Here is a 26,018-nt window from a genome sequence, read left to right on the forward strand (position 1 = left end):
GGATAATCGGAGAATTGTATGCGGGTGTGGAAACAGGTGGGTGTCTGTCTTGCTGTGGCGGGAGCAGGACTCTGTCTTTGGGGATTTTATTCACCCGAAGCGCGGAATCTGCTCGCGGGTATCGGCATCGGCAAAACACCTGGTGGCGCGGTCGAGGTTGCCGCATCCGGTGCCAGAACACCCGGTTCGTCATCCGGCCAAAATGCCGGCGCTGCACGCCGCGATGGCAATGCCACCCTGGTGGCGATGGCCCCGGTCAAGCAGGGCACGGTCAATGACAGGCTGAACGCCATCGGCAGTGGCGAGGCCATCCAGTCGGTCGTCGTCATGCCGCAGACATCAGGCACGCTTTCGGAAATCCGCATTTCATCCGGCGCCCGCGTCGTAAAGGGGCAGGTGCTCGCGCGGCTCGATGACGAGGAGCAGGTGATCGAGCGTGACAAGGCGCAGGTTGCGCTACGCAGCGCCGTCGAAAAATCGAGTTCCTACAGTAACCTGAAATCCGTATCCCGCCTTGATGTGCTGGACGCGCAGATTGCCGAGGAAGCCGCCAAGCTTGCACTGAGCACCGCCGAGCTGAACCTCAGGCGCCGCGACATCGTCGCACCGATTGAGGGTGTTGTCGGGATCGTGGCCGCCAATATCGGCGACAATGTCACCACGCAATCTACGATCGTCGGCATTGATGACCGTTCTCAAATTCTGGTCAATTTCTGGGCTCCGGAACGGTTCGTAACTGCAATTACCGTCGGAATGCCTGTAGAGGCCACCTCGATTTCACGCCCCGGCGAGACGTTCAAAGGTGAGGTCGAGGCCGTCGACAACCGTGTCGACGCCGCAAGCCGTACCATCCGCATCCGGGCACGGTTTGCTAACGACAAGGATGAGCTTCGGGCCGGTATGTCCTTCGGCGTCACCATGCGTTTTGCCGGAGAGACCTATGCATCCGTCGATCCGCTGGCCGTGCAGTGGGATGCCGAAGGTTCCTATGTCTGGCGCGTGACCGACAATAAATCGGCCAAGGTGCGGGTGCAGATCGTGCAGCGTAACCCCGACGCCGTTCTCGTGAAAGCGGAACTGGCGGAAGGCGATCAGGTCGTGACCGAAGGATTGCAGCGGGTGCGGGAGGGGGGTGCCGTCCGTGTCGCAAGCCAGCCGAAGCCCGAGGAGGTTGCCAGCCAATGACGACTCAGCCGCCTTCGGGTCAGGATTCCAAGCTCGCCTTCACCGCACTGTTCGTTCGCCGGCCCATTCTGGCAGCGGTTCTCAATACGTTGCTTGTGGTTGCCGGCCTTGCCGCGCTGGTTGGCGTTGAGGTGCGCGAGTTGCCGGATGTGGACCGGCCGTCCATCAGCGTCAGGACGACTTATGAAGGTGCGGCGCCCGAAACCATCGATCAGGAAGTGACGCAGACCATCGAGGGAGCTGTTGCGCGCGTCAGCGGCGTCAAAACCATCTCCTCCAATTCGCAATTCGGCACCAGCCGCGTAACGATGGAATTCGGCGACAATGTCGATATGGCCGTTGCCGCAAACGATGTGCGCGATGCCATTGGCCGCGTAACCAACCAGTTGCCTGATGATGCTGACGAGCCGCAGATCATCAAGGCGGATTCCGACAGCCAGCCGATCATGCGTCTTGCCGTCACTTCGTCCACGCTCAGCATGGAAGATCTGACCAAGCTGGTGGATGACGAAGTCATCGACCGCCTTGCCGCAGTCGATGGCGTGGCGGATGTGGAGCTTTACGGCGATCAGGAAAAAGTCTTCCGTGTCGATCTCAATCAGGCCGCACTTGCCAGCCGTGGTCTGACGGTGACGGACATTTCCACCGCGCTGGCCAGTGCCGCGCTTGATGTGCCGGCGGGATCGCTGAAAAGTTCGACGCAGGACATCGTCGTGCGCGCGACCGCGAGCCTCACGAAGCCTGAGGATTTTTCCAACCTTCTGATCAAGGACAATATCCGCCTGCGCGATGTGGCAACCGTGATGCTGGGTGCGGATGACGAGTCCACCTCGCTGCGGTCCAATGGTGTGCAGGGCGTGGGTCTCGGCGTCATCCGGCAGGCGCAGTCCAATACGCTCAATATCTCCACCGGCGTGAAGGCTGCCGTCGAGGCCATGTCGGCCAACCTGCCGCAGGGTACGCGCATCGTGGTGACCAGTGACGACGCCGTCTTCATCGAAGGCGCGTTGCACGAGGTGGAACTGGCGCTTGGTCTTTCCGCGCTGATCGTGGTTGTGGTGCTCTACCTGTTCCTGCGTGACTGGCGGGCAACCCTCATTCCGGCGATCACCATGCCGGTGGCTTTGATCGGCACGATCATCGCCATCTACATGGTCGGATTCTCGATTAACATCCTTACGCTGCTCGCCATCGTTCTGGCGACGGGTCTGGTGGTCGATGATGCGATCGTGGTGCTGGAAAATATCGTGCGCCGCCGTGCGGAGGGCATGGGGCCGCGCGCTGCCGCTGTTCTCGGCACGCAGGAAGTGTTCTTCGCGGTGATTGCGACGACGGCGACACTTGCCGCAGTGTTCATTCCGCTCTCCTTCCTTCCGGGCCAGCTGGGTGGCCTTTTCCGTGAATTCGGTTTCGTTCTCGCCTTCGCTGTCGGTCTTTCCTCCATCGTGGCCCTGACGCTTTGTCCGATGCTCGCTTCGCGGATGCTGAAAGACGGATTGAAGGAACCCACGGGACCGCTGGCGTGGTTCGGCAATGTCTTTGCCTCCACCTATAAGACGACGCTTTCCGCCTGCCTCAACAACCCGCTCATCGTCATCATCGTTGCGCTTGTCTTTTCGGGCCTGTCTTGGATTGCCTTCGGCATGATCCAGAACGAACTGACGCCGCGCGAGGACCGCGCCTCGGTGATGATGCGTGTGACGGCGCCGCAGGGTGTCAGCCTCGACTATACGCGCGACCAGTTGCAGCGGATCGAGGAAAATCTCCAGCCGCTGCGCGACAGTGGCGAAATCCGCAATATTTACTCCATCACCGGTATGAACGGTTCCTCCAACACCGGTTTTCTGGTGCTGACGCTGGCGCCGTGGGCTGATCGCGACCGCACGCAGAACCAGATTGCCGCCGACGTTACCGCTGCCGCCAACAAGGTGCCGGCGCTGCGCGGCAACGCCATGCAGCCGAACAGCCTGCGCATTCGTGGTGCGGGCAACGGCCTGCAGATGGCAATGGTCGGCAGCAATTATCAGGCACTGACAGCTGCTACGCAGAAACTACTGCTTTCCATGGAGGAAAGCGGCCTGTTCGAAACGCCGCGTTTGGACAACGAGCCCAACCAGGCGCAGCTATCCGTCTCCATCGACCGGGAGCGCGCCTCCGATCTAGGCATTGATATCACCGGCCTGTCACGCGCCATGCAATCGCTGCTGGAAGGACGTTCGGTTGTCGACGTCTTCGTGGATGGGGATGCAATCCCGGTCCGGCTGCTGTCCTCCACCCGGCCGATCAACGACCCGACCGATCTCGAAAACGTCTTCCTGAAAACGGGTGACGGCAAGATCGTGCCGATGTCGGTCATTGCCACCCTGAAGGAAAATGCGGTGGCGCCGCAGCTGAACCGCGAGCAGCAGCTTCCCTCCGTCGGCTTTACCGCCAATCTCAAGGACGGCGTTTCGCTCGGTCAGGCTTTGGAAAAGGTGAACGAGCTCTCACAATCCCTCCTGCCGCCCGGCGCCCGCCTTCTGCCGCTCGGCGAGGCGGCGACGCTTGAGGAGAATTCGAGCGGCATGCTGCTGACCTTCGGTTTCGCCATCGCCATCATCTTCCTTGTCCTGGCCGCGCAGTTCGAAAGTGTCCTGAGTTCGATCATCATCATGTCGACGGTGCCGCTCGGTCTTGCCTGCGCCGTCATCGCGCTGCTCGTCACCGGATCGAGCCTCAACGTTTATAGCCAGATCGGGCTTGTGCTTCTGGTGGGCGTGATGGCGAAGAACGGCATTCTCATCGTGGAATTCGCCAACCATCTGCGTGACCAGGGCGCCACCGTGCGCGAAGCCATCGAAAAAGCCACCAGCATCCGCCTGCGCCCGGTGATGATGACAATGATCGCGACCATTTTGGGCGGCGTGCCGCTGGTGCTGGCGCAGGGAGCAGGGGCGGAAGCACGCATCGCGCTGGGCTGGGTTATCGTTGGCGGTCTGGGTTTTGCGACGCTGGTGACGCTTTACATCACCCCGGTTTCCTACCTGCTGATTGCCCGTTTCGCCAAACCGCAAGCCGATGAGGAAATCCGCCTCCACCGCGAACTGGAACTTGCCGCGCGTCGGAAGGCGCTGGAGGAGGACAAGCAGCTGCTTGCGGCGGAATAAAAATTTATGGGCAAGCCGGCGAGTCGGCTTGCCCATTTTAGAAACTGATTAAACCCCGTCTGTCTCAGGCAACAAACAGGAAATCGTTTGCGGAAAGGCTCGAAATGGAAACGCCGGCCAGAGAAAGGCTGTCGGACGGAGTGAAATTGATCACCGTTGATCCGTTTGCTTCGGTGAACAAAGTGGCAAGATCAGAAAATTCATCAATGCCGCTAAATCCTCCTATTTCGATGACATCCCCGTCGGTAACGGAGAAGTCAGCAATCACGTCATTACCGAAGCCGGTGCGGAAGACGAAGGTATCGCTTCCGTTTCCGCCTTCGAGCCGGTCGCTGCCAAATTCGCCGGAAAGAATGTCGTTACCGTTTCCGCCTTGCAGGGTGTCATCGCCGTCGCCGCCGAAAAGTTTATCGTTTCCGGATCCGCCAGCAACGGTGTCGTTGCCGAAGCCACTATAAACCACGTCGTTTCCACTACCCATATCGATCAGGTCATTGGTGCCAGAGAGGGTCGAGTCGCCGGAATTTTTTCCGACAAGGTATAGTGTATCGGCGTTATCTGAGCCTCGGAATTTGGCGATATCAGTGATTTTAATCTTGGTAAAATCAAGAGTGCCGCCGAGATCATCGAATTCGATGCTCACATTCGTACGGCCTGCGCCTTTGATCTCTTCGATATCGCGGATCGATCGAATGCCGATACGGCTCTCATTGAAACTCGCTTCGATAATGTCATATCCGGAGCCTCCGTCAAAATCCGTACCTGTGAGGGACGCGCGATTCGCATAGAAATAATCATCGCCTGCACCACCGGAAACAAACATTTCCCAGCCGTAGTTGAGATGAATCTTATCGGCACCGTCACCACCATCGACTGTGGTACGTGCAGAAACTGAACCCATTCCAATAGTAATCGTGTCGTTACCCAGCCCTCCCTTAAGGATGTCAGCACCGCCACCGCCTTCGATACGATCATTGCCCGAGCCGCCATCGATGGTGTCTGATCCCGCGCCGCCGAAGATAGAATCGTCTCCTGCCTCTCCATAGGCATAATTCGGCAAAGGGTTTTGCTCGAGATAAATGGTGTCGTTGCCGTCGCCGCCCCACACGCGGTCATATCCGGGTAACCATCCGCCACCCGCATAGATGACGTCGTCGCCACCGTTGCCGCGGAGTTCATCATATCCCTGTCTGCCGTAGATAACGTCGGCATAAGGGGTGCCGCTATAGACATCGGCTTTATCGCTTCCGGTATATCTGGCCATTTATTATACTCCTGATATATGTTAAGCTAAAATGAGTCCTTATGGTTGCATATCTAGACGTTTCTGTCGAAGGGGTTTTTGTGAATTTTGCGAGACAAGGTCGAGCAGATCGGGAGCGTTGATTTATAATCACAGCAATAAGCCATGTCGTTTGCCGCTATATGAGGTGGTTCTCGAACGTTGCCGAGCCGTTTGGAACGCGCTATCGGCGCATCCACCATCGCGGAGACTATTCAACTCCTGTTCGGGCGATAAATCTGGACGCCTTTATATGATAGTTCAAAGGCGCCGACGCTTACCCTGCCGGTCGTGTCCATTTCGATCAGATTTCCTGTTCTGTCATAACTATTGAACAGGCTGGAAATCGTCTGGTCGAGTTGGTCTCTAGCGCGCTTTTTCCAATAGTTATTGGTGTCTTCGAGCATTTTTAGAAGCGCCTTCTGTTTCTCCGTTAAAGTTTCCGGGTCGATGCTACTCGTTTCCACTTTGTGTGTGCTGTTATAAAAATCGATTGCATTTTGAAGTGTTTGTATGCTTCCGGGAACGCCCATGGCTGCATAGGCCTGGTTGTCCACACCGGCCATATAGGCATCGAAATCGACGCCGAAGTATGCCCAACTCTCCTTCTGTTCGCGCTGTGAGGCGTTGTTGTATGCTTTACTTAGCTCAGCCTGATATGCCTCCGGTGTTAGGTCATACACGCTTTCTTTCGTCATGCCCTCGGGAACGAAATTGCGAACAATGTCTTCAGGCCGTACACCTGGGGTATGCATGGCCCGGCCGAACCGCAATTCCTCCCCCAACAAATCCCGAGTGCTGGAGGCCGATGAAACATTGAGGCTGGTGGTTCGAATAACTTCTGCTGCCCAGTCTATAGCCATCTCTGGGCCTGAGCTGTTCTTTGCTTTGTCAACATCGTCGGCACCTTTCTCCGACATCCCGTCGATCCTGCCTCTCATGTCGTAGGTAAGGTCGCCCGTTTCGTTGTCCGCGCTGGAGGCAAGCAGTGCGGTCAGAGGGTCAACACCATTCGTGGCGCCTGAAGGGCTACTTGCCCGGTTTTTTTCGGGAATGTTCTCGGTCAGCAGTCGAAAATAATTCGATCCTGCAAAGGGCTGACTTATAATTGTAGTCATGTTGAAACCCTGATGTTTGAATACGGACCCGTTTCTAGCCCGGCTCCGCATTCCGGTTGTAATTTATATGCATTTATGAGCATCAATGAAGAAATTCACGTATAAGATGTATACAAGCTGGAGCTTGCTCAGGGCTGGCAGTATGTGCATGCGGAAGGCCATGTGAGAGGAGGTTGTTCCTACCGTTCGGGCGGCTGACCGGCTGGACAAAGCCTTAACCTTATCCCATACCACGCACCGGAATTTCGTAACGGATCGAGTCCGTTACGGCGGTATCTTGCGGTGGAGATGGACGATGGCGCTGAAAGATGTGGTCGCGGGAAAACGCAACGAGGAAGGCATCGCGTCGGTGCTTGCAGCGCTGAAGCAGCAGCTCGGTGACAAGCTCCAGACTGGGCAGGCGTTTCGCGAGCAGCACGGCCATACCACCACCTATCTGACCTTGCAGGCGCCCGACGGTGTCGTTTTTGCCGAGAGCGCCGATGACGTGAAGGCCGTGGTGAAAGCCTGCGCGCTCTATAAGGTGCCGGTCATTCCTTTCGGTACTGGCTCTTCACTGGAAGGGCAGGTCAATGCGCCTGATGGCGGAATATGCATCGATTTCAGCCGGATGAATCGCATCATTGAGGTAAACGCCGAAGATCTTGACGTGACGGTGGAGCCGGGTGTGACGCGCGAGGACCTTAACGTCTATCTGCGTGATACCGGCCTGTTCTTTCCGATCGATCCGGGTGCTAATGCCTCTATCGGCGGCATGGCCTCGACGCGGGCGTCGGGCACCAATGCCGTGCGTTACGGCACGATGAAGGACAATGTGCTGGCCGTTACCGCCGTTGTTGCCAATGGTGAGGAAATCCGCACTGCTCGCCGTGCCCGCAAGTCGTCGGCCGGTTACGATCTGACGCGGCTTTTCGTCGGCGCCGAGGGCACGCTTGGGGTTCTGACCTCGGTTACGCTGCGGTTGCAGGGCATCCCGGAAAAGATCGCTGGTGGCGTCTGCACCTTCGACAGTATTCAGGCGGCCTGTGACGCCGTTATCATGACGATCCAGATGGGTGTTCCGGTTGCGCGCATCGAACTGCTTGATGAAGTGCAGGTGCGGGCCTGCAATGCCTATTCCGGCCTGAACTACGCGGAAAAACCGACGCTGTTCGTGGAGTTCCACGGCACCGAAGAGACGGCGGCCCTGCAATCGCAGCAATTTGCAGAGATCGCGGCGGAATGCGGCAGCGTCGATTTCCGCTGGACCAGCGATGCGGCCGAGCGCAACAAGCTGTGGAAGGCCCGGCATGACGCTTATTGGGCCTCGCGGGCGCTTGCGCCGCATCTCGACGGTTTGTCCACCGATGTCTGCGTGCCGATTTCGCGGCTGGCGGACTGCGTGGTGGAAACGCAGCGGGATATCAAGGAAAACGGCTTTCTGGCGCCGATCGTCGGTCATGCCGGCGACGGCAATTTCCATGTACTCATCCTGTTCGATGGCAAGGATGCCGAAAGTGTCGCCAAAACCGAAGCTTTCGTTGCGCGTCTCAATCGCCGGGCCATCGCCATGGACGGCACCTGCACCGGAGAACACGGCATCGGCCAGGGCAAGATGAGTTTTCTGGCCGAAGAGGCGGGAAATGCGCTGGATGTGATGCGCGCCATCAAAACGTCGCTCGACCCCAATAACATCTTCAATCCAGGCAAACTGTTCCGTCTTGTCTGATCATTCTCACAATTGATTGGTACAAAAGGCTGCTTGCCGTTAAGGCAAATAAGAATAGGTTTGCAGCGTTCGCGAAGGGAGAAGCAGTTCAGTGCTCGGGCGTATTCTGGTTTTTCTGGGCGGACTGCTGGCCGTGGTGCTGTTTTCAGCGCTGCTCATTCCCTATTTCGTTGACTGGACGGATTTCCGCCGCGATTTCGAAGATCAGGCAAGCCGCATTCTGGGCAAGAAGGTGGTGGTGCACGGTCGCGTCGAAGCCCGGCTTCTCCCTTTCCCTTCGGTGACGCTGCATGACGTGCGCGCCGGAACGGATGCGGACGGATCGCCGCTCATTCAGGTGGCGCGTTTTTCCATGGATGCCGAGCTGGCGCCTTTCCTTTCCGGTGAAGCGCGTATCTTCGACATGCGCATCGAGGAACCCAAGGCCAAGATCCGGCTTTTGAAGGACGGCACTCTGGACTGGATGCGCGGCAGCCGGGCGGAAATTCCAGCCCGCACCGTGGTTCTGGAAAGTGTGCAGATCGAAGGCGGGCAGATCGAATTCATCGATGAGCAATCCGGCCGCAACCGTGTTGTGACGGGTCTTAACGCCGACATGTCCGCCAATTCGCTGGCCGGACCATGGAAGGCGGAAGGGCGCGCTGCCGTTGACGGGCATCCAGGCTCGTTCTCGCTGTCGAGCAGTGAGCCGGATTATACCAATGGGCGCATGGGCCTGCGGATTCGCGTGGTGCCGGATGAACATCCGGTCGAGGTCGATCTGGACGGTGCGATTGCCGCGACTGCGGGAAAGCCCGCCTATAGCGGTTCCTTCGCCTTCAGTTTCCGTGAAGACCAAAAACAGAAGCAGCAGGGCGGGCAATCGCTGTTCTCGTCGCCGCGCACCCGCGGCAGCTTCGAACTGACGAATGAAAGCGTGCGCATACCGAGCTACCGCATGGAGCTCGGTGGCAACGAAAATCCTTACGTCGTGACCGGCGAGGCAACGCTGGATACCGGGGCCAAGCCGGAATTCCTGCTGACGGCGGATGGCCAGCAGATCGACGTCAATCGTTTCGCACCGCCCGTCGTGCAGACCGGCAAGACCTCGCGCCAGCCCACCGCCTCCGTGCGCCAGCGCATCGAGGCATTTGCCGCCATGGTCGCCCGCATTCCGGTTCCGCCGGTCCCGGGCAAGGCCAGCATCAGCCTACCAGCGCTGGTTTCCGACGACACGACCATTCGTGATATCCGGCTGGACGTGCGCCCTGATGGCAGCGGCTGGCAGGTGGTTAACGCCGTGGCAACGCTGCCCGGCAGGACGCAGCTGGAAGCCAAAGGTTCCCTGACGCTGCTGGATGGTCCCGCTTTCAACGGCAATCTGCTCGTTGCCTCCAACCAGCCATCCGGGCTGGCAAACTGGCTTTCCGGTTCTGTCGATCCGGCGATCCGCCAGCTCAATGCAGCCGGTTTTTCCGCCGACGTCTCGCTGACGACGCTGAACCAGCGTTTCGACAATCTCGAGCTTGCCATTGGCGACGCCTCTCTGAAGGGGAAGCTGGAACGGCGCTCTGACGGCAAGGCCTCCAATCTTTCGATCGATCTTGCCGGTAACGAGATCGATCTCGACGCCCTGAAGGCGCTTGGCAGCCTGGCGCTCGGCGATCAGGTCGGAAGTTCTGTTCTCGACCATCGCATCGACGCCAAGTTCAAGGCCGACCGGTTCAACATGGCCGGTGTGACTGCAAATCATGTGGAAACCGCCTTCACAATGGCGGGCGGCGTTCTCTCGCTTGAAAAGATGACGGCTGGCGATATCGCCGGTGCCGAAGTCAAGGCGAAAGGGCAGTTGCAGGGGTCGTTGCTGAAATATGCAGGCAAGGGCACGGTGAACCTGCATGCGACCGACATGCAGCCGTTCTTCGCCATGCTGCAGCAGAAATTGCCTGGTCATCCGTTCCTCAGCCGGCTGGCGGCGAGTTCGCCGTGGTACGCCAATTCCGACCTTGCCATGGATGTTTCGGTCAACAGCGAAAATGGCGGCGCCAATGTCGCCGTTTCCGGCACAGTCAACGGCAGCCGTCTTTCGGCCGTGGCCAAGATGCCGGATTTCCTGTCCATCACCGATGATACGGCGATGTCGCTGGAAGGGGTTTTGAAAAACCAGTCGACGGCGATCCTGTTCGGGCAGGCAGGGCTTGATCCCCTGCCGTTCGATGCCGATGGGGAAGGGCTGCTTTCCGTCAAGCTCAACGGCACGCTCGGTTCTCCCGTCCAGACCGATATCCGTTTCTCGACGGAGCGCACGCATTTCTCGATGATCGGATCCTTTGCCGTTGCCGCCGCCAATTTCGGCGAGGGTAGTGCGGATCTGGCGCTCGAAAGCGCTGATATCGAGCCCTATCTCATCATGAACGCGGTTGGCCTGCCGCAGCTTGGTGGTGGCATGGCGCTGAAGGCGAACGGAAAAATGGCGGTGGATGCGCAGAAGATTGCGTTTTCCGCCCTCGGCGGGCAGGCGGGCGGCAACCCCTTCTCGGGCAGTCTGGCGTTCCAGCGCGCGGCCCCCCATTCCGTCACCGGTGATCTTGCCCTTCGGACCGTCGATCTTGCCTGGCTCGGAGATGCGATCTACGGACCGGTGATCGACCCGGAGACGGGCGCGCTCAACGCCAAGCCGCTGGCCATGCCGGCTTTCCCGCAACTCAAGGCCTCGCTCTCGCTGAAAGCGGAAAGTTTCGAGGCCGGTCCCTTCGGCACGGTCACGGGTCTGTCGACCAAGATCACGCATGATGATGGCAATCTCGCGCTTGATGATATCGCCGGCACCTTCATGGGCGGAAAGCTGACCGGGCGGCTTGCCATGTCCACAGGCGAGGGAGCGGGCATTTTCCGCACCAAGATTGCGGTGAACGACGCCAATCCTGAGTCGATATTGTGGGCGAATGCCAACGGCCCGGTCGCGACGGGCCGGGTGGCGATCGATCTGACCGCCGAATCGACGGGCAAAAGCGTTGGTGAAATTTTGAAATCGGCAGGTGGCTCCGGGGAAGTGCGCGCCAGCGGGCTTGTGCTCAAAGGACTTAATCCCGGTGCCTTTCCGCCGATCCTGCAGGCGGCGGAAGGCTTGCAGCAGCCGATCGACGCGCCAAAGGTTCGGCCGCTGGTGGATCAGAGCCTGTGGCAGGGCGAAATACCGCTCGGCAACGTAGCCCTGCCATTCACCCTGAATGGCGGCGCGCTGCACTTCCAGAATTTGCGCGCCGGGATCGATCCGGTGACGCTTACCGGAGATGCGACGGTCGATATTGCAGCATCGACCGTGAATGGCGATCTCGATCTTATCTTCAATCCCGGCACAGAAGCGGTTGCTGGCGCCGAACCCTCGCTGCGTCTCAACTATAACGGTCCGCTCGCCGCACCGGCTTTGACGACCGATGTTTCGGCGCTCGGCAATTATCTGTCACTCCGGGCTTTCGAAAAGGAACGCCGTCGCGTCGAGGCGATGCAGGCCAGCGTTCTCGAAAAGCAGCGCCTGCGTCGTGAAACGGCGCTCTATCGTTCTCAGGCGGCTGAACGTCAGGCTGAAAAGGAACGGGTGGAGGCGGAAGCCAAGGCCAAGGCCGAAGAGGAGGCGCGCCTTAAGGCGGCGGCAGAGGAGCGTCTGCGGCAGGAAAAGGAACAGCAGGAGCGGTTGCAGCAACAGCAACAGCAACAGCAGCAGCAGCAGCAGCAACCTGTTCCCGAGCGGCAGTCAACGCCGGCCCTGACGGTGCCTCCAACGGAAGATGCGATCAGGCAACTGGCGCCCGAAAACGCTCCGGCCAATCCGTAAGTTTGCCGCGACGACGGCGCGTTTTGGGGAGAGGTTAGAGCCCGTGTCTCAGGGCGAATTTTGACACGGTCCGGACAGCTGCCGCTTCGACCGCTTTGCCAAAATTATCCGTTAGCCTGTTAAATCCAGGCTTCACGCTTGCCGAAGGGCGTGTCGGCATCAAAATTCTTGGTGCCGATCCTGCTGCTTTCCCCCGACAGGCTGGGCTTGTCCGCGCTGTTGCTTGAGGAAGCCGATTTGTCGGAGCTGTTTTCGAGTGCCTCGAGCTGCGCTTGCAGCGATGCAATAGTACTCTTCAGTTCTTCCTGTGCTTTCGCTTCGGAGGTCTGGGCGAGTTCTGACTGCTTTTCGGCAATCTGCGATTTCAGTTCGGCAACGCTTGAAGACGAGGTGGATGAAGAGGAGAGGACGGAAACAGCGATGCTCGTTCCCGAAACGGCGGAAACCATGGGTCGCCTCGTGGCGTGCGGTAGGAAAGGAAAAGCTTGAAATACAAATCTGGAAGCAAGGCTACGCAGTACTGAAGCGCCTTGCAGTACAAATTAGCGCGCTAATGTTTAATGAATGCTTTCACGACATTATGAGTTTTCGGCAAGAATGTTTGTAGTCGGAGAATGGCTGGATATGAGCCGGCGCATATGCGCGCCGCTGCAGTGTCATCTTTCGATGCCACCTTGCAGCAAGCTCACTTGCTCTTCAGCCAATTCAGTACATGGACCCGAAGGGATGAGGACAGATTGCTGTCGGCTGGCCGGTTGTCGTCTATTTCCGCAAGCAGGGCGGCGAAACTGATCTTGCGCTTTTCGGCGATGATTTTCAGCTCGTCCCAGAAGGCATCCTCGAGTGAAATGCTGGTGCGGTGGCCGTGCAATGTCGTGGAGTGCTTGCGGATCATCAGATCAATCTTTCCGGCTGGTCCGGTTGGGAATCTGAATCATGTCGTGCCTGCAAGCCTCTGTTTAGCAGTGTTTTTTCCGGTCTTCCGAAAGCTTGCCCGGGCAGGCCGGCTCTTCAATCCCTGTCGGTCCTGTCGTCGTCCTTTTCAAGCCGCCCCTGATCGAGCGCCTTTTCGGCTTTTTCGTTTAGGGCCGATGTGAGGTTTTTTTCCGCCTTGGTGCGACCGAAATACAGGCGGTTCTGATCCGCCTGAATTTCTTTTTCGCTACGGGCTTTCTGCTTCCGGAACTGACGCAGATTGACGATATCGGCGGCCATGCGGATATGTCTCCTTGAGCTTCGCGCGGTCGGGCAAAAAGCCGTTATTGCTTCTTTCGGAAGGCATCCAGAGAAACGACAGAGCCTTCCTTCTTTTCCTCACCGGACTTGGGCGTCTCGGACGTTGTAGCCGGCTTTGCCTCATGGGAAACGGGATAGGCGGTGATTTCGGCCTCTTCCAGCTCTTCCTCGTCTGCCAGGGGCACATCGAACTCAAGCTCGAAATTGACGGAGGGATCGTAGAAACCTCTGATGGCGTTATAGGGAACAACCAGCTTTTCCGGCGTATCCGAGAAGGACAGGCCGATTTCAAAGCCGATCTCCGTCACCTTCAGGTCCCAGAACTGATGCTGGATGACGATGGTCATCTGCTCGGCATATTTGGACTTGAGGTGCTGCGAAATCCGCACACCGGGCGCGCCGGTCAGAAATGTTATGAAGAAATGGTGGTCGCCGGGCAGGCGGCCGGTTGCGGCCACTTCACCCAAAACTTTGCGAATAACGCCGCGAAGGGCATCCTGTGCGAGAATGTCGTAACGGATATGATCCTGCCCCATGCGGTCCTGTCTTTCCCTTATTCGAACGTCTTTTAAAGCGCTGCGCACCAAGTGCGCCAAGGACGCTGTAACACTTTGAATCTTTGCGTAATCCGCAAGCCGGGATCAATTTCGATCCTGGCGGCTACGCATTACCCAAGTATACGCAATGTCCTGAACGGCAGCAACGGAAAAGCCGATGCTGTGTGCAAGTCAGCTATCATATAACCAATTCAGGCAAAATGGAGAAGGTGGAGGTTTCTGTTGCCAGGTACCTCCGAACCCCGCCTCACGGGGCTAACCGTGAGGACTTTAGAGCGGAATTCCCGCACCGCCATTAGGCAGCGAGAGCGTATTCCTTAGCGTTGTTGTCATTTGCAACTACACTTGTGACCCGATAACGGCGGTATCATGCCGAGCAAAAGTTCGATCTTTACGCCCTTGTCGATCCTATTTCGCCCCCATCAAAAGCCGGCCTTCATCTTGAAAAGCCGCCGGTTTTTGGTGGAGGCGCCGGGTACCGCCCCCGGGTCCAATAGGTTTATTACACCGACCGTTTATCGCCATAGCCGGGTTGCCCCGGCAAGGTTCATATAGGCGTTTCCCTTGGCCGAGAAAAGGGGCCGATGCCAATTCCATGAAAAGATTTCGTGTTTGCCGCCCACAATTTAGACAATTCTTGACGACGAGGGATTGCTGACACATTCTCCCTACAACCGGTCACCACAAGCAACACCGGGCCGGGGACACACGAAGGAGTGGACATGACTGACTATCTCGCAGATGTGAAGAAATACGACGCAGCAGCCGACGAAGCGATTGTCGGCAAGATCGTCAAACATCTCGGCATTGCCCTGCGCAACCGGGATTCATCGCTGGTGTCCGCTTCCGATCCGGAAGAGCTTGCGCGTGTGAAGGCGAACTGGTGCGGCAAGAAGCTTGGCGTGACCGATGACAGCGCCGACAAGGCGATCGATGCAACCGCCAAGGCCATGGCCGCAGACCGCTCCAAGTCGCGTGTGACCTTTTATTATCTGGTGGCCAAGGAACTGGGCAAACTCCAGTCGCTCTGATTTTTTCGCGGGGATAAGCGACCCGCTGGTGATTGGTTCTGTCGCCCTGTGTTATTATATTCCCTTGGTATCAGGGAATCGGCGGCAGAACACATGAAACAATATCTCGATCTTCTCCGGCATGTGATGGACACCGGCTCCGACCGCGGAGATCGCACCGGCACGGGTACGCGTTCGGTCTTCGGTTACCAGATGCGCTTCGATCTTACGGAAGGTTTTCCGGTTCTCACCACCAAGAAGCTGCATCTGCGCTCGATCATCCATGAACTCCTGTGGTTCCTGAAGGGCGATACCAATATCGCCTATCTCAAGGAAAACGGCGTTTCCATATGGGACGAATGGGCCGATGAAAATGGTGATCTGGGTCCGGTTTACGGAGCACAGTGGCGTTCCTGGCCGGCGCCCGACGGCCGCCACATCGACCAGATCGCGCTTTTGATCGAGGCCCTGAAAACCAATCCCAATTCCCGCCGCCACATTGTTTCGGCCTGGAACCCGGCGCTGGTGGACGAGATGGCGCTGCCGCCCTGCCATTGCCTGTTCCAGTTCTATGTTTCGGATGGAAAGCTGTCCTGCCAGCTTTACCAGCGCTCGGCCGATATTTTTCTCGGCGTGCCTTTCAATATTGCTTCCTACGCACTTCTGACGCAGATGGTGGCGCAGGTCACGGGGCTGAAACCCGGCGATTTCGTCCATACGCTTGGTGACGCGCATATCTACGCCAACCATTTCGAGCAGGCGAAATTGCAGATGACGCGGACCCCCAAGGCCCTGCCGACGATGCGCCTCAACCCGGATGTGCGAGACCTCTTCTCCTTTAAGTTCGAAGACTTTACGCTTGAGAACTACGAGGCCGATTCAAGCATCAAGGCACCGATCGCGGTATGAGCGAGCCGCGCATCACCATCGTCGTCGCGGTGTCGGGAAACGGCGTTATCGGCCGCGACCTCGATATGCCTTGGAAGCTTTCCACTGACCTCAAGCGCTTCAAGGCGATGACGATGGGCAAACCGCTCATCATGGGCAGGAAGACATTTCTCTCGGTGGGCGAGCGTCCCTTGCCGGGCCGGCCGCACATCATCGTCAGCCGCAATGCCGATTACAGGCCTGATGGCGTGGATGTCGTGTCGTCGCTTGAAGACGCCCTCGCGCTTGGCAAAAGCAAGGCTGCGGAACTGGGTGTGGACGAGGTTTTCGTGGCCGGTGGCGGTGAAATCTACCGTCAGGCCATGCCGTTTGCCGATCAACTTTCCGTCACCCATGTGGCCGTAAAGCTTGATGGCGACACTTTTTTTCCGGAAATCGATCCCGCCGTCTTTGAAAAAATCGAGGAAAATGCCGTTCCCGCAGGGGAAAAGGACAATTATCCGGTTCTGTTCACCACTTATTTGCGCAGAGCCGCGTCAAAGTGAACTATTTACCCTGATTGGGTATTTAGTTACCACCTCTGCGTTGAAACGCACGCTTCTCCTTCTTATAACGGGTCCATATTCCCGCCGCACGCGAGCAATCGCTTTCGAACGGGATCGGGAGAGGCTTTTATAAAGAGGTATTGATGCCCTGGAGCAATCAGAATGGCGGCGGCGGCCCTTGGGGCGGCGGCGGTGGTGGCGGAAACAACCAGGGCGGCGGTGGCGGCCCATGGGGGCAGGGACCTAACCGGCCTCGCGGCGGTGGCGGCGGCAATGGCGGCCCGCCCGATCTGGAAGAGATCATCCGGCGCAGCCAGGACCGCTTCAAGAATGTCCTGCCGGGCGGTTTCAATGGCGGCGCGATTGCGATCGTCGCTCTCGTCGTTCTGGTTTTCCTCGGCATTCAGTCCATCTACACCGTCCAGCCGGACGAGCGCGGCGTGGAGCTGCGTTTCGGGCGTCCGAAGGATGAGATTTCGATGCCCGGCCTGCATTTCCATCTGTGGCCGATCGAGACGGTTGAAATCGTCAAGGTGACCGAACAGCAGCAGAATATCGGTTCGCGCGCTTCGTCTTCCTCCGCGAACGGCGTGATGCTGACCGGTGACCAGAACATCGTCAACGTGCAGTTCTCGGTGCTCTATACGGTTTCCGATCCGAAATCCTACCTGTTCAACGTCGATAGCCCGGCTGAGACCTTGCAGCAGGTTTCCGAAAGCGCGATGCGCGAAATCGTCGGCCGTCGTCCCGCACAGGACATTTTCCGTGATAACCGTCAGGCGATCGCGGCGGATGTGCGCACCATCATCCAGTCCACCATGGACGGATACGGGGCCGGCATCTCCATCAATGCTGTCGCCATCGAAGACGCGGCGCCGCCGCGCGAAGTGGCCGACGCCTTCGATGAAGTGCAGCGTGCCGAGCAGGACGAGGACCGCTTCGTGCAGGAAGCCAACCAGTACGCCAACCAGAAGCTGGGTGCCGCACGTGGTCAGGCAGCACAGATCATCGAAGAGGCGAACGCCTACAAATCTCGTGTCGTCAACGAGGCAGAGGGTGAGGCACAGCGCTTCATCTCCATCTACGATCAATATCGCACGGCACCTGACGTAACCCGCCAGCGCATGTTCCTGGAAACGATGGAACAGGTCCTGAAGGGTTCCAACAAGGTCATCATCGACGAAAAACAGGGTGTGGTGCCTTATCTGCCTCTGAACGAGATCATGCGCGGCAATCCGGGCGCGGCACAGCAGGGAGGCAACTGATATGAGCAACCGTCTTACGGCCGTTCTCGTCGGTCTCGCCGCCGTGCTTTTCCTGGCCTATTCGTCGATCTTCGTCGTCACCGAGCGCCAGCAGGCCATCGTTGTGCGCTTCGGTCAGATCCAGGATGTGAAAACCGCGCCGGGCCTTTATTTCAAGCTGCCCTTCGCCTTCATGGATGCCGATCGGGTGCAATATATCGAGAACCGGGCGCTGCGCTTCGATCACGACAACATCCGTGTTCAGGTTTCCGGCGGCAAGTTCTACGAGGTTGATGCCTTCGTGGTCTATCGCATTACGGATGCCCGCCGCTTCCGGCAGACGGTCTCCGGTGACCAGATGTCGGCGGAATCGCGTCTACGCACTCGTCTCGACGCGTCGTTGCGCCGGGTCTACGGTCTTCGCGGCTTCGAATCGGCGCTTTCGGATGCGCGTGCATCGATGATGCAGGAAGTACGTGACGATCTGCGTCCCGATGCGGAATCGCTTGGCGTCAGCATCGTGGATGTCCGTATCCGCCGCACCGATCTCACGCAGGAAGTCTCGCAGCAGACCTTCGAGCGTATGAAGTCGGAACGTCTGGCCGAAGCCGAGCTGATCCGCGCCCGCGGTAACGAGGCGGCACAGCGTCGTCGCGCTATTGCCGACCGTCAGGTCGTGGAATTCGAATCCGATGCCCAGCGTCAGTCCGAAGTCCTGCGCGGTGAAGGCGATGCGGAGCGTAACCGGGTCTTCGGCGAAGCTTTCCAGCGCGACCCGAGCTTCTTCGAGTTCTATCGTTCCATGGCGGCCTATTCCAGCGCGCTGTCTGGAACCGGCACTACGCTGGTCCTGTCTCCCGACTCGACCTTCTTCCGTTATTTCAACGACATCAACGGTGCTCCATCCACGGCTCCGGCCGCACCTGCGGCACCGCCGGCAAATTGATAGCGGATCGAATGATTTTGGAGGGGCCGGTTTTAACCGGCCCTTTCTTTTTGAGCGAATGGCTGAGTGGCAGCAAAACGAAAAGGGGACAAAATCCTGTTGTCTCGCGCCCGGAAAGGGATATCCGTTTTCGCGCCGATGCTGTAGGCAGTGAGCAAGGCAGCCGGTGCTGTTCACGAAAAGGTATTTTTACACTTCATCATTCCGCCTTATGCTTTGACGATATATGCAGGGAATGACGATTTGAAACGCGAGGACGCTTATGGCCGTGACCCTTCTTTCGCCTTTTCGCAGCAGCATTGCCGCAGTCGCGGGCTTCGCACTTGTGGCGGGTAGCCTTTCGGCACCGGTTGCGGCATGGGCGCAGAGCCATGGGCCGGCATCGGTCGCCGATCTTGCCGCACCGCTTCTTGATGCGGTGGTGAATATTTCGACGTCGCAGAACGTCAAGACCGAGGGCAAAGGGCCTGTGCCGCCGAAACTGCCGGAAGGTTCGCCTTTCCAGGAGTTCTTCAAGGATTATTTCGACAACCAGAAACCGGAAGGCGGCGACAAGGTCAGTTCGCTGGGATCCGGCTTCGTTATCGATCCGGCTGGCTACATCGTCACCAACAATCACGTCATTGAGGGCGCAGACGCCATCGAGGTGATTTTCCCGAATGGTTCGAAGCTGAAGGCAACGCTGGTCGGCACTGATACCAAGACCGATCTTTCCGTTTTGAAGGTTGAGCCGAAGGCTCCGCTGAAGGCAGTCAAGTTCGGCGATTCGCGCAGTATGCGCATCGGTGACTGGGTCATGGCCGTTGGCAATCCTTTCGGCCTCGGTGGATCGCTGACTGTCGGCGTCGTTTCCGCGCGCGGGCGCAACATCAATGCCGGTCCCTATGACAACTTCATCCAGACGGATGCGGCAATCAACAAGGGTAATTCCGGCGGTCCGCTCTTCAACATGAAGGGTGAGGTGATCGGCATCAATACGGCGATCATTTCGCCGAGCGGCGGTTCGATTGGCATCGGTTTCGCGGTTCCGACGGAACTCGCCCAGAATATCGTCGAGCAGCTCATCCAATTCGGCGAAACCCGCCGTGGCTGGCTCGGCGTGCGCGTCCAGCCGGTTACCGACGACGTGGCCGCAAGCCTTGGCATGGAAGCGGCAAAGGGTGCCTTGATTTCCGGCGTGGCCAAGGGTGGCCCGGTGGAAAACGGCCCGATCCAGGCCGGCGATATCGTGCTGAAATTCGACGGCAAGGATATTCACGAGATGCGTGACCTCTTGAGGATCGTGGCGGAAAGCCCGGTCGGCAAGGAAGTCGATGTCGTGGTCTTCCGTGACGGAAAGGAAGAGACCGTCAAGGTAAAGCTTGGCCAGTTGCAGGATGCGCCCGATGAAAAGGCCGCAACCGACGATCCGCAGGCCGAGGACGGTGACGGCGGCATGGTCGTGCCTGATGACAAGGGCGGTTCCGACGATCAGGCGCAGGACCAGACGCCGGAGGTGCGCGAAGCGCCGCAGCGCGTGCTCGGCATGAACCTCGTAGTGCTGAGCAACGAGTTGCGGACGGAGAAGGGCATTGCCGAAAGCGTCGAAGGCGTGCTTGTTGCTAGCGTCGATCAGGGTTCGCCTGCCGAACAGAAGGGCATGAAGGCGGGTGATGTCATCGTCGAGGTCGGACAGGACTTCATGGAGGTTCCGGGCGACGTGCTTGTGCGTGTCAACGGCCTGAAATCCGAGGGTCGCAAGAATGCGCATATGATGGTTGCCGATGCACAGGGCAATCTGCGCGTCGTGGCGCTGCCGCTGGAGTAAAGCTTCTTTCGCCCGGTTCGGCAGGAATCGGGTGGCTGTGGTTCGGCTTGCTCTCTATTCCTCGGTCTCCGGCAAAGGAGGCCAAGGATATGAAATTATTGGAAAACAAGGTTGCGATCATCACTGGCGCGTCATCCGGCATCGGCCGGGCGACGGCAAGCCTGTTTGCCGAACAGGGCGCGGCCGTCATTATCAACGCGCGTGGTGCCGAGGCACTCGAGGATGTGGCTTCCGCCATTCGCCAGGCCGGCGGTCGCGTTCACCCCGTGGCGGGTGACGTCACAGTTGCGGAAACCCATGCCCGTCTGACGGATGCGGCCATGACCGTCTTTGGCGGTCTCGATATCGCCGTCAACAATGCCGGTGCCGTTGGAGCAACAAAACCGCTTGCGGAGATTTCGGTAGAGGAATGGGATCACGTGATCACCGCCAACCTCACTTCCGCATTTCTCGGCGTGCGCAGCCAGATCCCTGCGATGTTGAAGCGGGGAGGCGGTTCGGTCGTCTTCATCTCCAGCTTCGTCGGCACCAGCGCCGGCATACCCGGCATGGCAGCCTATGGCACCGCCAAGGCGGCGCTGATGGGGCTGGTGAAGGGCATTACTGCCGACTACGCCTTCAAGGGAATTCGCGCCAATGCGCTGCTTCCCGGCGGAGTCGATACGCCGATGGCGGGAGATGCGGCCCAGAAGGAGTGGGCTGCAGGGCTGCATGCGATGAAGCGCATTGCGGAACCGGAGGAACTGGCGCAGGCCGCCCTTTTCCTCTCCAGCCCGATGTCGAGCTTTGTTGCCGGATCGGCCCTGTTTGCCGACGGCGGAAATGCGGCTGTGAAATAATTGCCGAACTGGCGGGCGAGGGCGCTACTGCGCCCGTCGTTCCCGCCACTCCGCGAGCGTCAGCGCATAGGTCACATGCGGGCGCAGATGCGGATGGGTGTCTTCCGGGACGCGCGGGTGGTCGAAGTCTCGTGACGGGTCACGCTTGAGGCCGATACGTTCCATCACCCGCGTCGAACGCTGGTTGTCATGGACGGCAAAGGAGACGATTTCCGGCGTTTCCTTTTCGTCAAAAGCCATGACGAGCAGCGATTGCGCGGCCTCGGTGACATAGCCGTGACCCCAGAAGCGGGTGGCAAGCCGCCAGCCGATTTCCATGGTTCCGAGCGGGAAGGGCGGATCGAGGTTCATGACCGGCGATATGCCGCAAAATCCCATAACCTCGCCGGTTTCGCGCAGTTCCATGGCGTAGAAGCCGTAACCGCTGCCGCGGATCATGCCGTTGATGGTTTCGAGAACCGCATCCGCTTCCGCATGGCTGCGGCGGAAGGGAAAAAATTCCATGACCTTTTCGTCGGCGTTGATTTCGCGGAACAGATTGCGGTCGCTCTCCTTCCACTCGCGCAGAATGAGCCTTGATGTTTCGCGGATGATCATGGAACGACAAAATCCGTCTTGCGGTAACCCTGAATGTAAAGGAGTGCGGTCAGGTCGCCATGGTCGATGCGCATCTGCGCCTCGGCGGCGACGGCGGGCTTGGCGTGCAGGGCAACGCCCGCGCCGGCCAGATGCAGCATGCCGAGATCGTTGGCGCCATCGCCGACCGCCATTGCCTCGTCCGGCGAGATGCCGAGCTTTGCGGCGATATCGTTCAGCGCATCCACCTTGGCCTGTTTGCCGAGGATCGGTTCGGCAACGGTGCCATCCAACTGGCCATCGGCCTCGCCGAGAAGATTGGCGCGGTTCTCGTCAAACCCCAGCATCGCCGCCACCCGGCCGGTGAAGACCGTGAAACCGCCAGAAACGAGGGCGGTATAGTAGCCTTTCGCCTTCATGGTGGCGATCAGCTCCTTGCCGCCTGATGTCAGCGTGATGCGCTTTTCGATAACGTCATCGATGACGGAGACTGGCAGGCCCTTCAGCAGCGCCACGCGCTCGCGGAGCGCCGGCTCAAAAGCGATTTCGCCATTCATGGCGCGAGCGGTAATCGTGGAAACCTTGTCCTTCAATCCCACTTCGGCGGCCAGCTCGTCGATGCATTCCTGACCGATCATGGTCGAATCCATATCGGCGATCAGAAGCTTCTTGCGGCGCTTGTCCTGTTCCTGAACGACGATATCGATCGGCTGGCCCGAAAGCACGTCGGCAATCGCGTCACGTGCCTGTTCGGCATCGGTGCCAGAGGGCAGGGCAATATCGCAGGCGATGCCATCGGCCAGCCAGTAGAGACCGGATGCGTTTACGGCATTGGCGGCCGCTTCGCCGAGGGCCGGTGTCAGAACAGGATTTGACGGATTGGCGATAAGCGTGGCAACGAAAGCCATGATGAAAAACCTTGATGAGAATTTTGATGCGATCCTGATAACCGGCCCGACGGCAAGCGGCAAGTCCGCGCTTGCGCTTCGTATGGCGCGGGAGCGGAACGGTGTCGTGATCAATGCCGACAGCATGCAGGTTTATGACACGCTGCGGGTGCTGACCGCTCGGCCATCCGAGGAAGAAATGGCAGGCGTGCCACATCTGCTATACGGCCATGTGCCGGCAAGCAGTTCCTATTCAACGGGTGAATGGCTGCGGGACATTTCCGCCCTGCTTGGGGATTTGCGCAGGCAGCAGCGTTTTCCGGTCATCGTTGGCGGTACGGGGCTTTATTTCAAGGCACTGACGGGCGGCTTGTCCGATATGCCAGCCATTCCTGACGACATACGCGAGAGGCTGCGCGCCCGGCTGATCGAAGAGGGGTCAACGGTCCTGCACGCGGAACTGTCGCGGTGCGATCCCTTGATGGCACAGGGGCTTCAGCCGGGAGACGGCCAGCGGATCGTTCGGGCGCTGGAAGTCATGGAGGCGACCGGAAAGTCGATCATGGAGTTCCAAAAAGCCAGTGGTCCGATGATAGTTGATCCGGACCGAGCGGAGAAATTCGTGGTCCTGCCGGAACGGCCCGTGCTGCACGACCGCATCAATCGGCGGTTCGAAACCATGATGGAGAGTGGTGCTGTGGAAGAGGTGAGGGCTCTTCTCGCCCTGAACCTTGCGCCTGATGCCACAGCGATGAAGGCGATCGGCGTTTCCCAGATCGCCGATATGCTGGCTGGCGGTATGAGTGAGGCAGAGGTCATCGAAAAATCGGCGGCCGCGACCCGCCAATATGCCAAGCGGCAGATGACCTGGTTCCGCAACCAGATGGGGCCGGACTGGGCACGTATCCAGCCGTAGGGGCCGCGCTCAGTCCTTGCGGTAAAGGCTGCCTAGCGGCTTTTTCATCAGGCTCTCCCGCAGCGAAGGACGTGTCTCTGATGGAGGCGGGCCACTTTGTGCCTGCATCTGGAAGCCGACTTTGCGCAATTCGTTGACAGCGCTGGTATCCGTTGCCGTTGCGGGCGACAGTTGCGTTAGGGTTGTGCGTCCGGGCAGCATGTCGGGGCGGTAAGGTTCGTATCCCTCTATCGCCGCCGTCCCCAGTTCGCGTTTCCAGCGATCGACGTCGTCCGCTTCTCTAGGGGCTGACATCGGTTCCTGCATATCGGAGAAGGCCGCTTCGACGCTTTGCTGGAAGCCGGTGATGACCGGTTTGGCTACCGCGCGCATGCGGCTGACGATGGTGTTCAGATCGACTGTATCGGGCGTTTCGTGGGGCGTATGGCTGACTGCGCCGTTCGCCTTCGGCAATTTTGCCGTGGAGACGCGGTCGAAGCGCATGCGCATCGGTACGCCCACCGCCTCGCCAAAGGCGATTGCCTCGCCATTGCCGATGGACGAGAGGAAACTGGTGGTCGAGGTTGAGGCGTTCGGTACGGCGGACAGAATGATCTTCTGGTCGATCTCGTTCGTCAGCCGCATGGCAAAAACGGTCGAGCATTGTGACAGGATGGTCTGGTCCAGCTCACTCGGACGCTGGCTGATGACGCCAAGCGAAATACCGTATTTGCGGCCTTCCTTGGCGATCTGCGCGATCGCCTGCCGGGTCGGGAAAAATCCGCGCTCAGGGTCGGCGGGAACATAACGGTGCGCTTCTTCGCAGACGACAAGCATATGCAGCGAGCCGCGCGCCAGCACCGCGAGTTCGAAGGACATGCGGCAAAGGACGGAGACGACCGAGTTCACCACTTCCGAGGGGATGCCGGACAGCTGGAAAACCGAAATTGGCTTGCCTTCTCCTGGAATACGGAAGATATGCGCCACCGTTTCCAGAATGGTGTCGCTGATCGTATTGCTGGAGAACATGAAGTTATAGCGCGTATCGTTGATGGCCGAGAGAATGCGGCCCTTGAGGGAGCGCAGGGTCGGCTTTTCGCCGCGCCCTTCCAGCCGCCCGATGCGCTCGTCGATGAGGGCGAGAATATCGGCCATGCGGTAAGGTACCGGCGTATCGGGCGTGATCGCGCTCTTGTCGGACGTGCGGCGAACGGCGGAGCCATCTGTGCCGCGAAATGCCTTTTTCGCTTCCGGAATGATGTCGCGAAGGACATCCATCTCTTCCGGTACGGGCTTGCGTCCGCGGAAAATCACTTCCGCGAATTCTTCAAGGCGCATCAGCCAGAAGGGAAGGTCGAGCGTGTCGGTGTCGATGACGACAGAGTGATCGGGAAAGGCGGCCGCAAATTCATTGTGCGGATCGAGAATGAGGACACGCAGCTTCGGGTCCGTCTCGATCGCCTTGTTCAGAAGAAGGGAGACGGCGGTGGTTTTGCCCACGCCCGTCGAGCCGACGACGGCGAAATGTTTCGCCAGCATCTGCTGGATGTTGATGGCCGCGCCAATCGTGTCGTCCTGCGTCAGCTTACCAATGACGCATGTGTCTCGCTTGCCGCTGTCATAGATCTTGGAAAGGTCTCCCGTGCGGATGCGATGCGCGACCGCGCCGAGGTAGGGGTAACGGGAAATGCCGGTGGAAAAACGTTCGCTGCCATCTTCGGTGCGGTAGACTTCGCCAACGAGTTCCACGTCGATCAGCAGCCGGTTCGGCTTGTCCGACGACCAGTGTTCTTCGCCCGTGCGCATGGCGTATACCAGTGCGGCGACGCGGCTCGTTCCCATTTCGATCGAGATCAGGCGTCCGACGGACCAGAGCTGCGCGACATCGGTTGAACCGATTTCAGTTTCTGCGGCGATTGTCGCATGGGCGCCATCACAGGCGATGACGCGGCCGAGCATGCGGTTAGCCGGCTGCTGGCCGGATCGCCGTTCGTTTTCGTCCATGCGGGACGCTCTATGAAACTCGTCACTATTCACGTCTTATCCCGGTACATGCGGATGATCGCGGTGGTTCGGGCATTATCTGCATTCTTGATTGTAAAAGATTATATTTAACAACCTGTGTATCTGTTGCGTTCGAAAATTTCGTCCATGGCGCCTTAAGGGTAATAAAAGAAGCCGACGCCGATTTTTTCCGCAATATGCGTTGACGACTGGCGCTTTTCTGGCTAACACTCCGGCCCATGAAAAATCTTAACGTACTTATCGTGGTGGGACGGCGCATGGGCAGGATGGTGTAACCATCCGGCGAAAGCACCCATGCGCTGAACGAGGC

General features: G+C 58.7%; 21 protein-coding genes and 1 other RNA gene. 12 read left to right on the top strand and 10 right to left on the bottom strand.

Features of this window, described 5'->3' with window-relative positions; translation table 11 throughout:
• The first annotated feature begins 18 nt into the window (after nucleotides 1-18).
• On the top strand, nucleotides 19-1,185 hold the full coding sequence (locus ACQZ63_RS16825; protein WP_113556374.1) for an efflux RND transporter periplasmic adaptor subunit: 1,167 nt from the start codon (nucleotides 19-21) through the stop codon (nucleotides 1,183-1,185).
• Nucleotides 1,182-4,331, top strand: a complete 3,150-nt coding sequence (locus tag ACQZ63_RS16830; RefSeq protein WP_065662318.1) for an efflux RND transporter permease subunit — start codon at nucleotides 1,182-1,184, stop codon at nucleotides 4,329-4,331. Before ACQZ63_RS16825 ends, ACQZ63_RS16830 begins: the two co-directional genes overlap by 4 nt.
• A 64-nt stretch (nucleotides 4,332-4,395) precedes the next feature.
• On the opposite strand, the gene ACQZ63_RS16835 is transcribed toward ACQZ63_RS16830, so the two are convergent.
• Together ACQZ63_RS16835 and ACQZ63_RS16840 are read right to left on the bottom strand one after the other, a co-directional pair.
• The gene (locus ACQZ63_RS16835) at nucleotides 4,396-5,595 is read right to left on the bottom strand and encodes a calcium-binding protein (RefSeq protein WP_113556373.1); all 1,200 of its coding nucleotides are present in this window, start codon (nucleotides 5,593-5,595) and stop codon (nucleotides 4,396-4,398) included.
• A gap of 233 nt (nucleotides 5,596-5,828) precedes the next feature.
• Nucleotides 5,829-6,731, bottom strand: coding sequence for a hypothetical protein (locus tag ACQZ63_RS16840; RefSeq protein WP_113556372.1), 903 nt, complete (start codon nucleotides 6,729-6,731; stop codon nucleotides 5,829-5,831).
• Nucleotides 6,732-7,026: 295 nt separating this feature from the next.
• On the opposite strand from ACQZ63_RS16840, the gene ACQZ63_RS16845 reads away from it, so the two are divergent.
• Both ACQZ63_RS16845 and ACQZ63_RS16850 read left to right on the top strand, forming a co-directional pair.
• A complete protein-coding gene (locus tag ACQZ63_RS16845; RefSeq protein ID WP_111783546.1) occupies nucleotides 7,027-8,439 on the top strand; it encodes an FAD-binding oxidoreductase in 1,413 nt (470 codons plus the stop codon).
• A gap of 91 nt (nucleotides 8,440-8,530) precedes the next feature.
• Nucleotides 8,531-12,253 (top strand): AsmA family protein, encoded by a 3,723-nt coding sequence (locus ACQZ63_RS16850; RefSeq protein WP_113556371.1) that lies wholly within the window; start codon nucleotides 8,531-8,533, stop codon nucleotides 12,251-12,253.
• Nucleotides 12,254-12,372: 119 nt separating this feature from the next.
• Here ACQZ63_RS16850 and ACQZ63_RS16855 read toward each other — a convergent pair whose 3' ends face one another.
• From ACQZ63_RS16855 to ssrA, 5 genes are all read right to left on the bottom strand, one after another.
• Entirely contained in the window at nucleotides 12,373-12,702 is a 330-nt protein-coding gene (locus ACQZ63_RS16855) for a hypothetical protein (RefSeq protein WP_065659211.1), read from the bottom strand.
• 236 nt (nucleotides 12,703-12,938) lie between these two features.
• Complete coding sequence (locus ACQZ63_RS16860; RefSeq protein ID WP_013636481.1) at nucleotides 12,939-13,148, bottom strand: ribbon-helix-helix domain-containing protein; 210 nt, start codon at nucleotides 13,146-13,148, stop codon at nucleotides 12,939-12,941.
• 116 nt (nucleotides 13,149-13,264) lie between these two features.
• A complete protein-coding gene (locus ACQZ63_RS16865) occupies nucleotides 13,265-13,468 on the bottom strand; it encodes a DUF4169 family protein (RefSeq protein ID WP_113556370.1) in 204 nt (67 codons plus the stop codon).
• A 44-nt stretch (nucleotides 13,469-13,512) separates the two neighbouring features.
• The gene (locus tag ACQZ63_RS16870) at nucleotides 13,513-14,025 is read right to left on the bottom strand and encodes an SspB family protein (protein WP_003513127.1); all 513 of its coding nucleotides are present in this window, start codon (nucleotides 14,023-14,025) and stop codon (nucleotides 13,513-13,515) included.
• A gap of 229 nt (nucleotides 14,026-14,254) precedes the next feature.
• Nucleotides 14,255-14,627: a transfer-messenger RNA gene (gene ssrA / locus ACQZ63_RS16875) on the bottom strand.
• Between the two features lie 141 nt (nucleotides 14,628-14,768).
• Here ssrA and ACQZ63_RS16880 point away from each other — a divergent pair.
• The 7 genes from ACQZ63_RS16880 to ACQZ63_RS16910 all read left to right on the top strand — a co-directional run bounded on the left by ACQZ63_RS16880 (nucleotide 14,769) and on the right by ACQZ63_RS16910 (nucleotide 21,325).
• The gene (locus ACQZ63_RS16880; RefSeq protein ID WP_003513125.1) at nucleotides 14,769-15,077 is read left to right on the top strand and encodes a DUF2853 family protein; all 309 of its coding nucleotides are present in this window, start codon (nucleotides 14,769-14,771) and stop codon (nucleotides 15,075-15,077) included.
• A 93-nt stretch (nucleotides 15,078-15,170) separates the two neighbouring features.
• Nucleotides 15,171-15,965 carry a thymidylate synthase gene (locus ACQZ63_RS16885; RefSeq protein WP_113556369.1) on the top strand — a complete coding sequence of 265 codons (795 nt, stop codon included), beginning with the start codon at nucleotides 15,171-15,173 and terminating at the stop codon, nucleotides 15,963-15,965.
• Nucleotides 15,962-16,489, top strand: a complete 528-nt coding sequence (locus ACQZ63_RS16890; RefSeq protein WP_113556368.1) for a dihydrofolate reductase — start codon at nucleotides 15,962-15,964, stop codon at nucleotides 16,487-16,489. The genes ACQZ63_RS16885 and ACQZ63_RS16890 overlap by 4 nt, the downstream gene beginning before the upstream one ends.
• 143 nt (nucleotides 16,490-16,632) lie before the next feature.
• On the top strand, nucleotides 16,633-17,754 hold the full coding sequence (gene hflK, locus ACQZ63_RS16895; protein WP_003513120.1) for an FtsH protease activity modulator HflK: 1,122 nt from the start codon (nucleotides 16,633-16,635) through the stop codon (nucleotides 17,752-17,754).
• 1 nt (nucleotide 17,755) lies between these two features.
• Nucleotides 17,756-18,679, top strand: coding sequence for a protease modulator HflC (gene hflC / locus ACQZ63_RS16900; RefSeq protein WP_003513118.1), 924 nt, complete (start codon nucleotides 17,756-17,758; stop codon nucleotides 18,677-18,679).
• 262 nt (nucleotides 18,680-18,941) lie between these two features.
• On the top strand, nucleotides 18,942-20,486 hold the full coding sequence (locus ACQZ63_RS16905) for a Do family serine endopeptidase (protein WP_003513113.1): 1,545 nt from the start codon (nucleotides 18,942-18,944) through the stop codon (nucleotides 20,484-20,486).
• A gap of 89 nt (nucleotides 20,487-20,575) precedes the next feature.
• Nucleotides 20,576-21,325 carry an SDR family oxidoreductase gene (locus tag ACQZ63_RS16910; RefSeq protein WP_113556367.1) on the top strand — a complete coding sequence of 250 codons (750 nt, stop codon included), beginning with the start codon at nucleotides 20,576-20,578 and terminating at the stop codon, nucleotides 21,323-21,325.
• 24 nt (nucleotides 21,326-21,349) lie between these two features.
• Here the strand turns inward: ACQZ63_RS16910 and ACQZ63_RS16915 are convergent, their stop codons facing one another.
• On the bottom strand, nucleotides 21,350-21,922 hold the full coding sequence (locus ACQZ63_RS16915) for a GNAT family N-acetyltransferase (RefSeq protein ID WP_003513109.1): 573 nt from the start codon (nucleotides 21,920-21,922) through the stop codon (nucleotides 21,350-21,352).
• The gene (gene serB, locus ACQZ63_RS16920) at nucleotides 21,919-22,809 is read right to left on the bottom strand and encodes a phosphoserine phosphatase SerB (RefSeq protein ID WP_003513107.1); all 891 of its coding nucleotides are present in this window, start codon (nucleotides 22,807-22,809) and stop codon (nucleotides 21,919-21,921) included. Before serB ends, ACQZ63_RS16915 begins: the two co-directional genes overlap by 4 nt.
• Between serB and miaA the strand changes: the two genes are divergently transcribed.
• Nucleotides 22,808-23,704, top strand: coding sequence for a tRNA (adenosine(37)-N6)-dimethylallyltransferase MiaA (miaA, locus tag ACQZ63_RS16925; RefSeq protein ID WP_065702370.1), 897 nt, complete (start codon nucleotides 22,808-22,810; stop codon nucleotides 23,702-23,704). The genes serB and miaA overlap by 2 nt on opposite strands.
• 9 nt (nucleotides 23,705-23,713) lie before the next feature.
• On the opposite strand, the gene ACQZ63_RS16930 is transcribed toward miaA, so the two are convergent.
• A complete protein-coding gene (locus ACQZ63_RS16930) occupies nucleotides 23,714-25,720 on the bottom strand; it encodes an ATP-binding protein (RefSeq protein ID WP_083211491.1) in 2,007 nt (668 codons plus the stop codon).
• Nucleotides 25,721-26,018 lie beyond the last annotated feature (298 nt).

This window comes from Agrobacterium sp. CG160-95 (genome assembly GCF_053521725.1).

Excerpts from the sequence above, each read along its gene's own strand:
- ACQZ63_RS16825 (WP_113556374.1), top strand. The coding sequence starts at position 19 with ATGCGGGTGTGGAAACAGGTGGGTGTCTGTCTTGCTGTGGCGGGAGCA.
- ACQZ63_RS16830 (WP_065662318.1), top strand. The coding sequence starts at position 1,182 with ATGACGACTCAGCCGCCTTCGGGTCAGGATTCCAAGCTCGCCTTCACC.
- ACQZ63_RS16835 (WP_113556373.1), bottom strand. The coding sequence starts at position 5,595 with ATGGCCAGATATACCGGAAGCGATAAAGCCGATGTCTATAGCGGCACC.
- ACQZ63_RS16840 (WP_113556372.1), bottom strand. The coding sequence starts at position 6,731 with ATGACTACAATTATAAGTCAGCCCTTTGCAGGATCGAATTATTTTCGA.
- ACQZ63_RS16845 (WP_111783546.1), top strand. The coding sequence starts at position 7,027 with ATGGCGCTGAAAGATGTGGTCGCGGGAAAACGCAACGAGGAAGGCATC.
- ACQZ63_RS16855 (WP_065659211.1), bottom strand. The coding sequence starts at position 12,702 with ATGGTTTCCGCCGTTTCGGGAACGAGCATCGCTGTTTCCGTCCTCTCC.
- ACQZ63_RS16860 (WP_013636481.1), bottom strand. The coding sequence starts at position 13,148 with ATGATCCGCAAGCACTCCACGACATTGCACGGCCACCGCACCAGCATT.
- ACQZ63_RS16865 (WP_113556370.1), bottom strand. The coding sequence starts at position 13,468 with ATGGCCGCCGATATCGTCAATCTGCGTCAGTTCCGGAAGCAGAAAGCC.
- ACQZ63_RS16870 (WP_003513127.1), bottom strand. The coding sequence starts at position 14,025 with ATGGGGCAGGATCATATCCGTTACGACATTCTCGCACAGGATGCCCTT.
- ACQZ63_RS16880 (WP_003513125.1), top strand. The coding sequence starts at position 14,769 with ATGACTGACTATCTCGCAGATGTGAAGAAATACGACGCAGCAGCCGAC.
- ACQZ63_RS16885 (WP_113556369.1), top strand. The coding sequence starts at position 15,171 with ATGAAACAATATCTCGATCTTCTCCGGCATGTGATGGACACCGGCTCC.
- ACQZ63_RS16890 (WP_113556368.1), top strand. The coding sequence starts at position 15,962 with ATGAGCGAGCCGCGCATCACCATCGTCGTCGCGGTGTCGGGAAACGGC.
- hflK (WP_003513120.1), top strand. The coding sequence starts at position 16,633 with ATGCCCTGGAGCAATCAGAATGGCGGCGGCGGCCCTTGGGGCGGCGGC.
- hflC (WP_003513118.1), top strand. The coding sequence starts at position 17,756 with ATGAGCAACCGTCTTACGGCCGTTCTCGTCGGTCTCGCCGCCGTGCTT.
- ACQZ63_RS16905 (WP_003513113.1), top strand. The coding sequence starts at position 18,942 with ATGGCCGTGACCCTTCTTTCGCCTTTTCGCAGCAGCATTGCCGCAGTC.
- ACQZ63_RS16910 (WP_113556367.1), top strand. The coding sequence starts at position 20,576 with ATGAAATTATTGGAAAACAAGGTTGCGATCATCACTGGCGCGTCATCC.
- ACQZ63_RS16915 (WP_003513109.1), bottom strand. The coding sequence starts at position 21,922 with ATGATCATCCGCGAAACATCAAGGCTCATTCTGCGCGAGTGGAAGGAG.
- miaA (WP_065702370.1), top strand. The coding sequence starts at position 22,808 with ATGATGAAAAACCTTGATGAGAATTTTGATGCGATCCTGATAACCGGC.
- serB (WP_003513107.1), bottom strand. The coding sequence starts at position 22,809 with ATGGCTTTCGTTGCCACGCTTATCGCCAATCCGTCAAATCCTGTTCTG.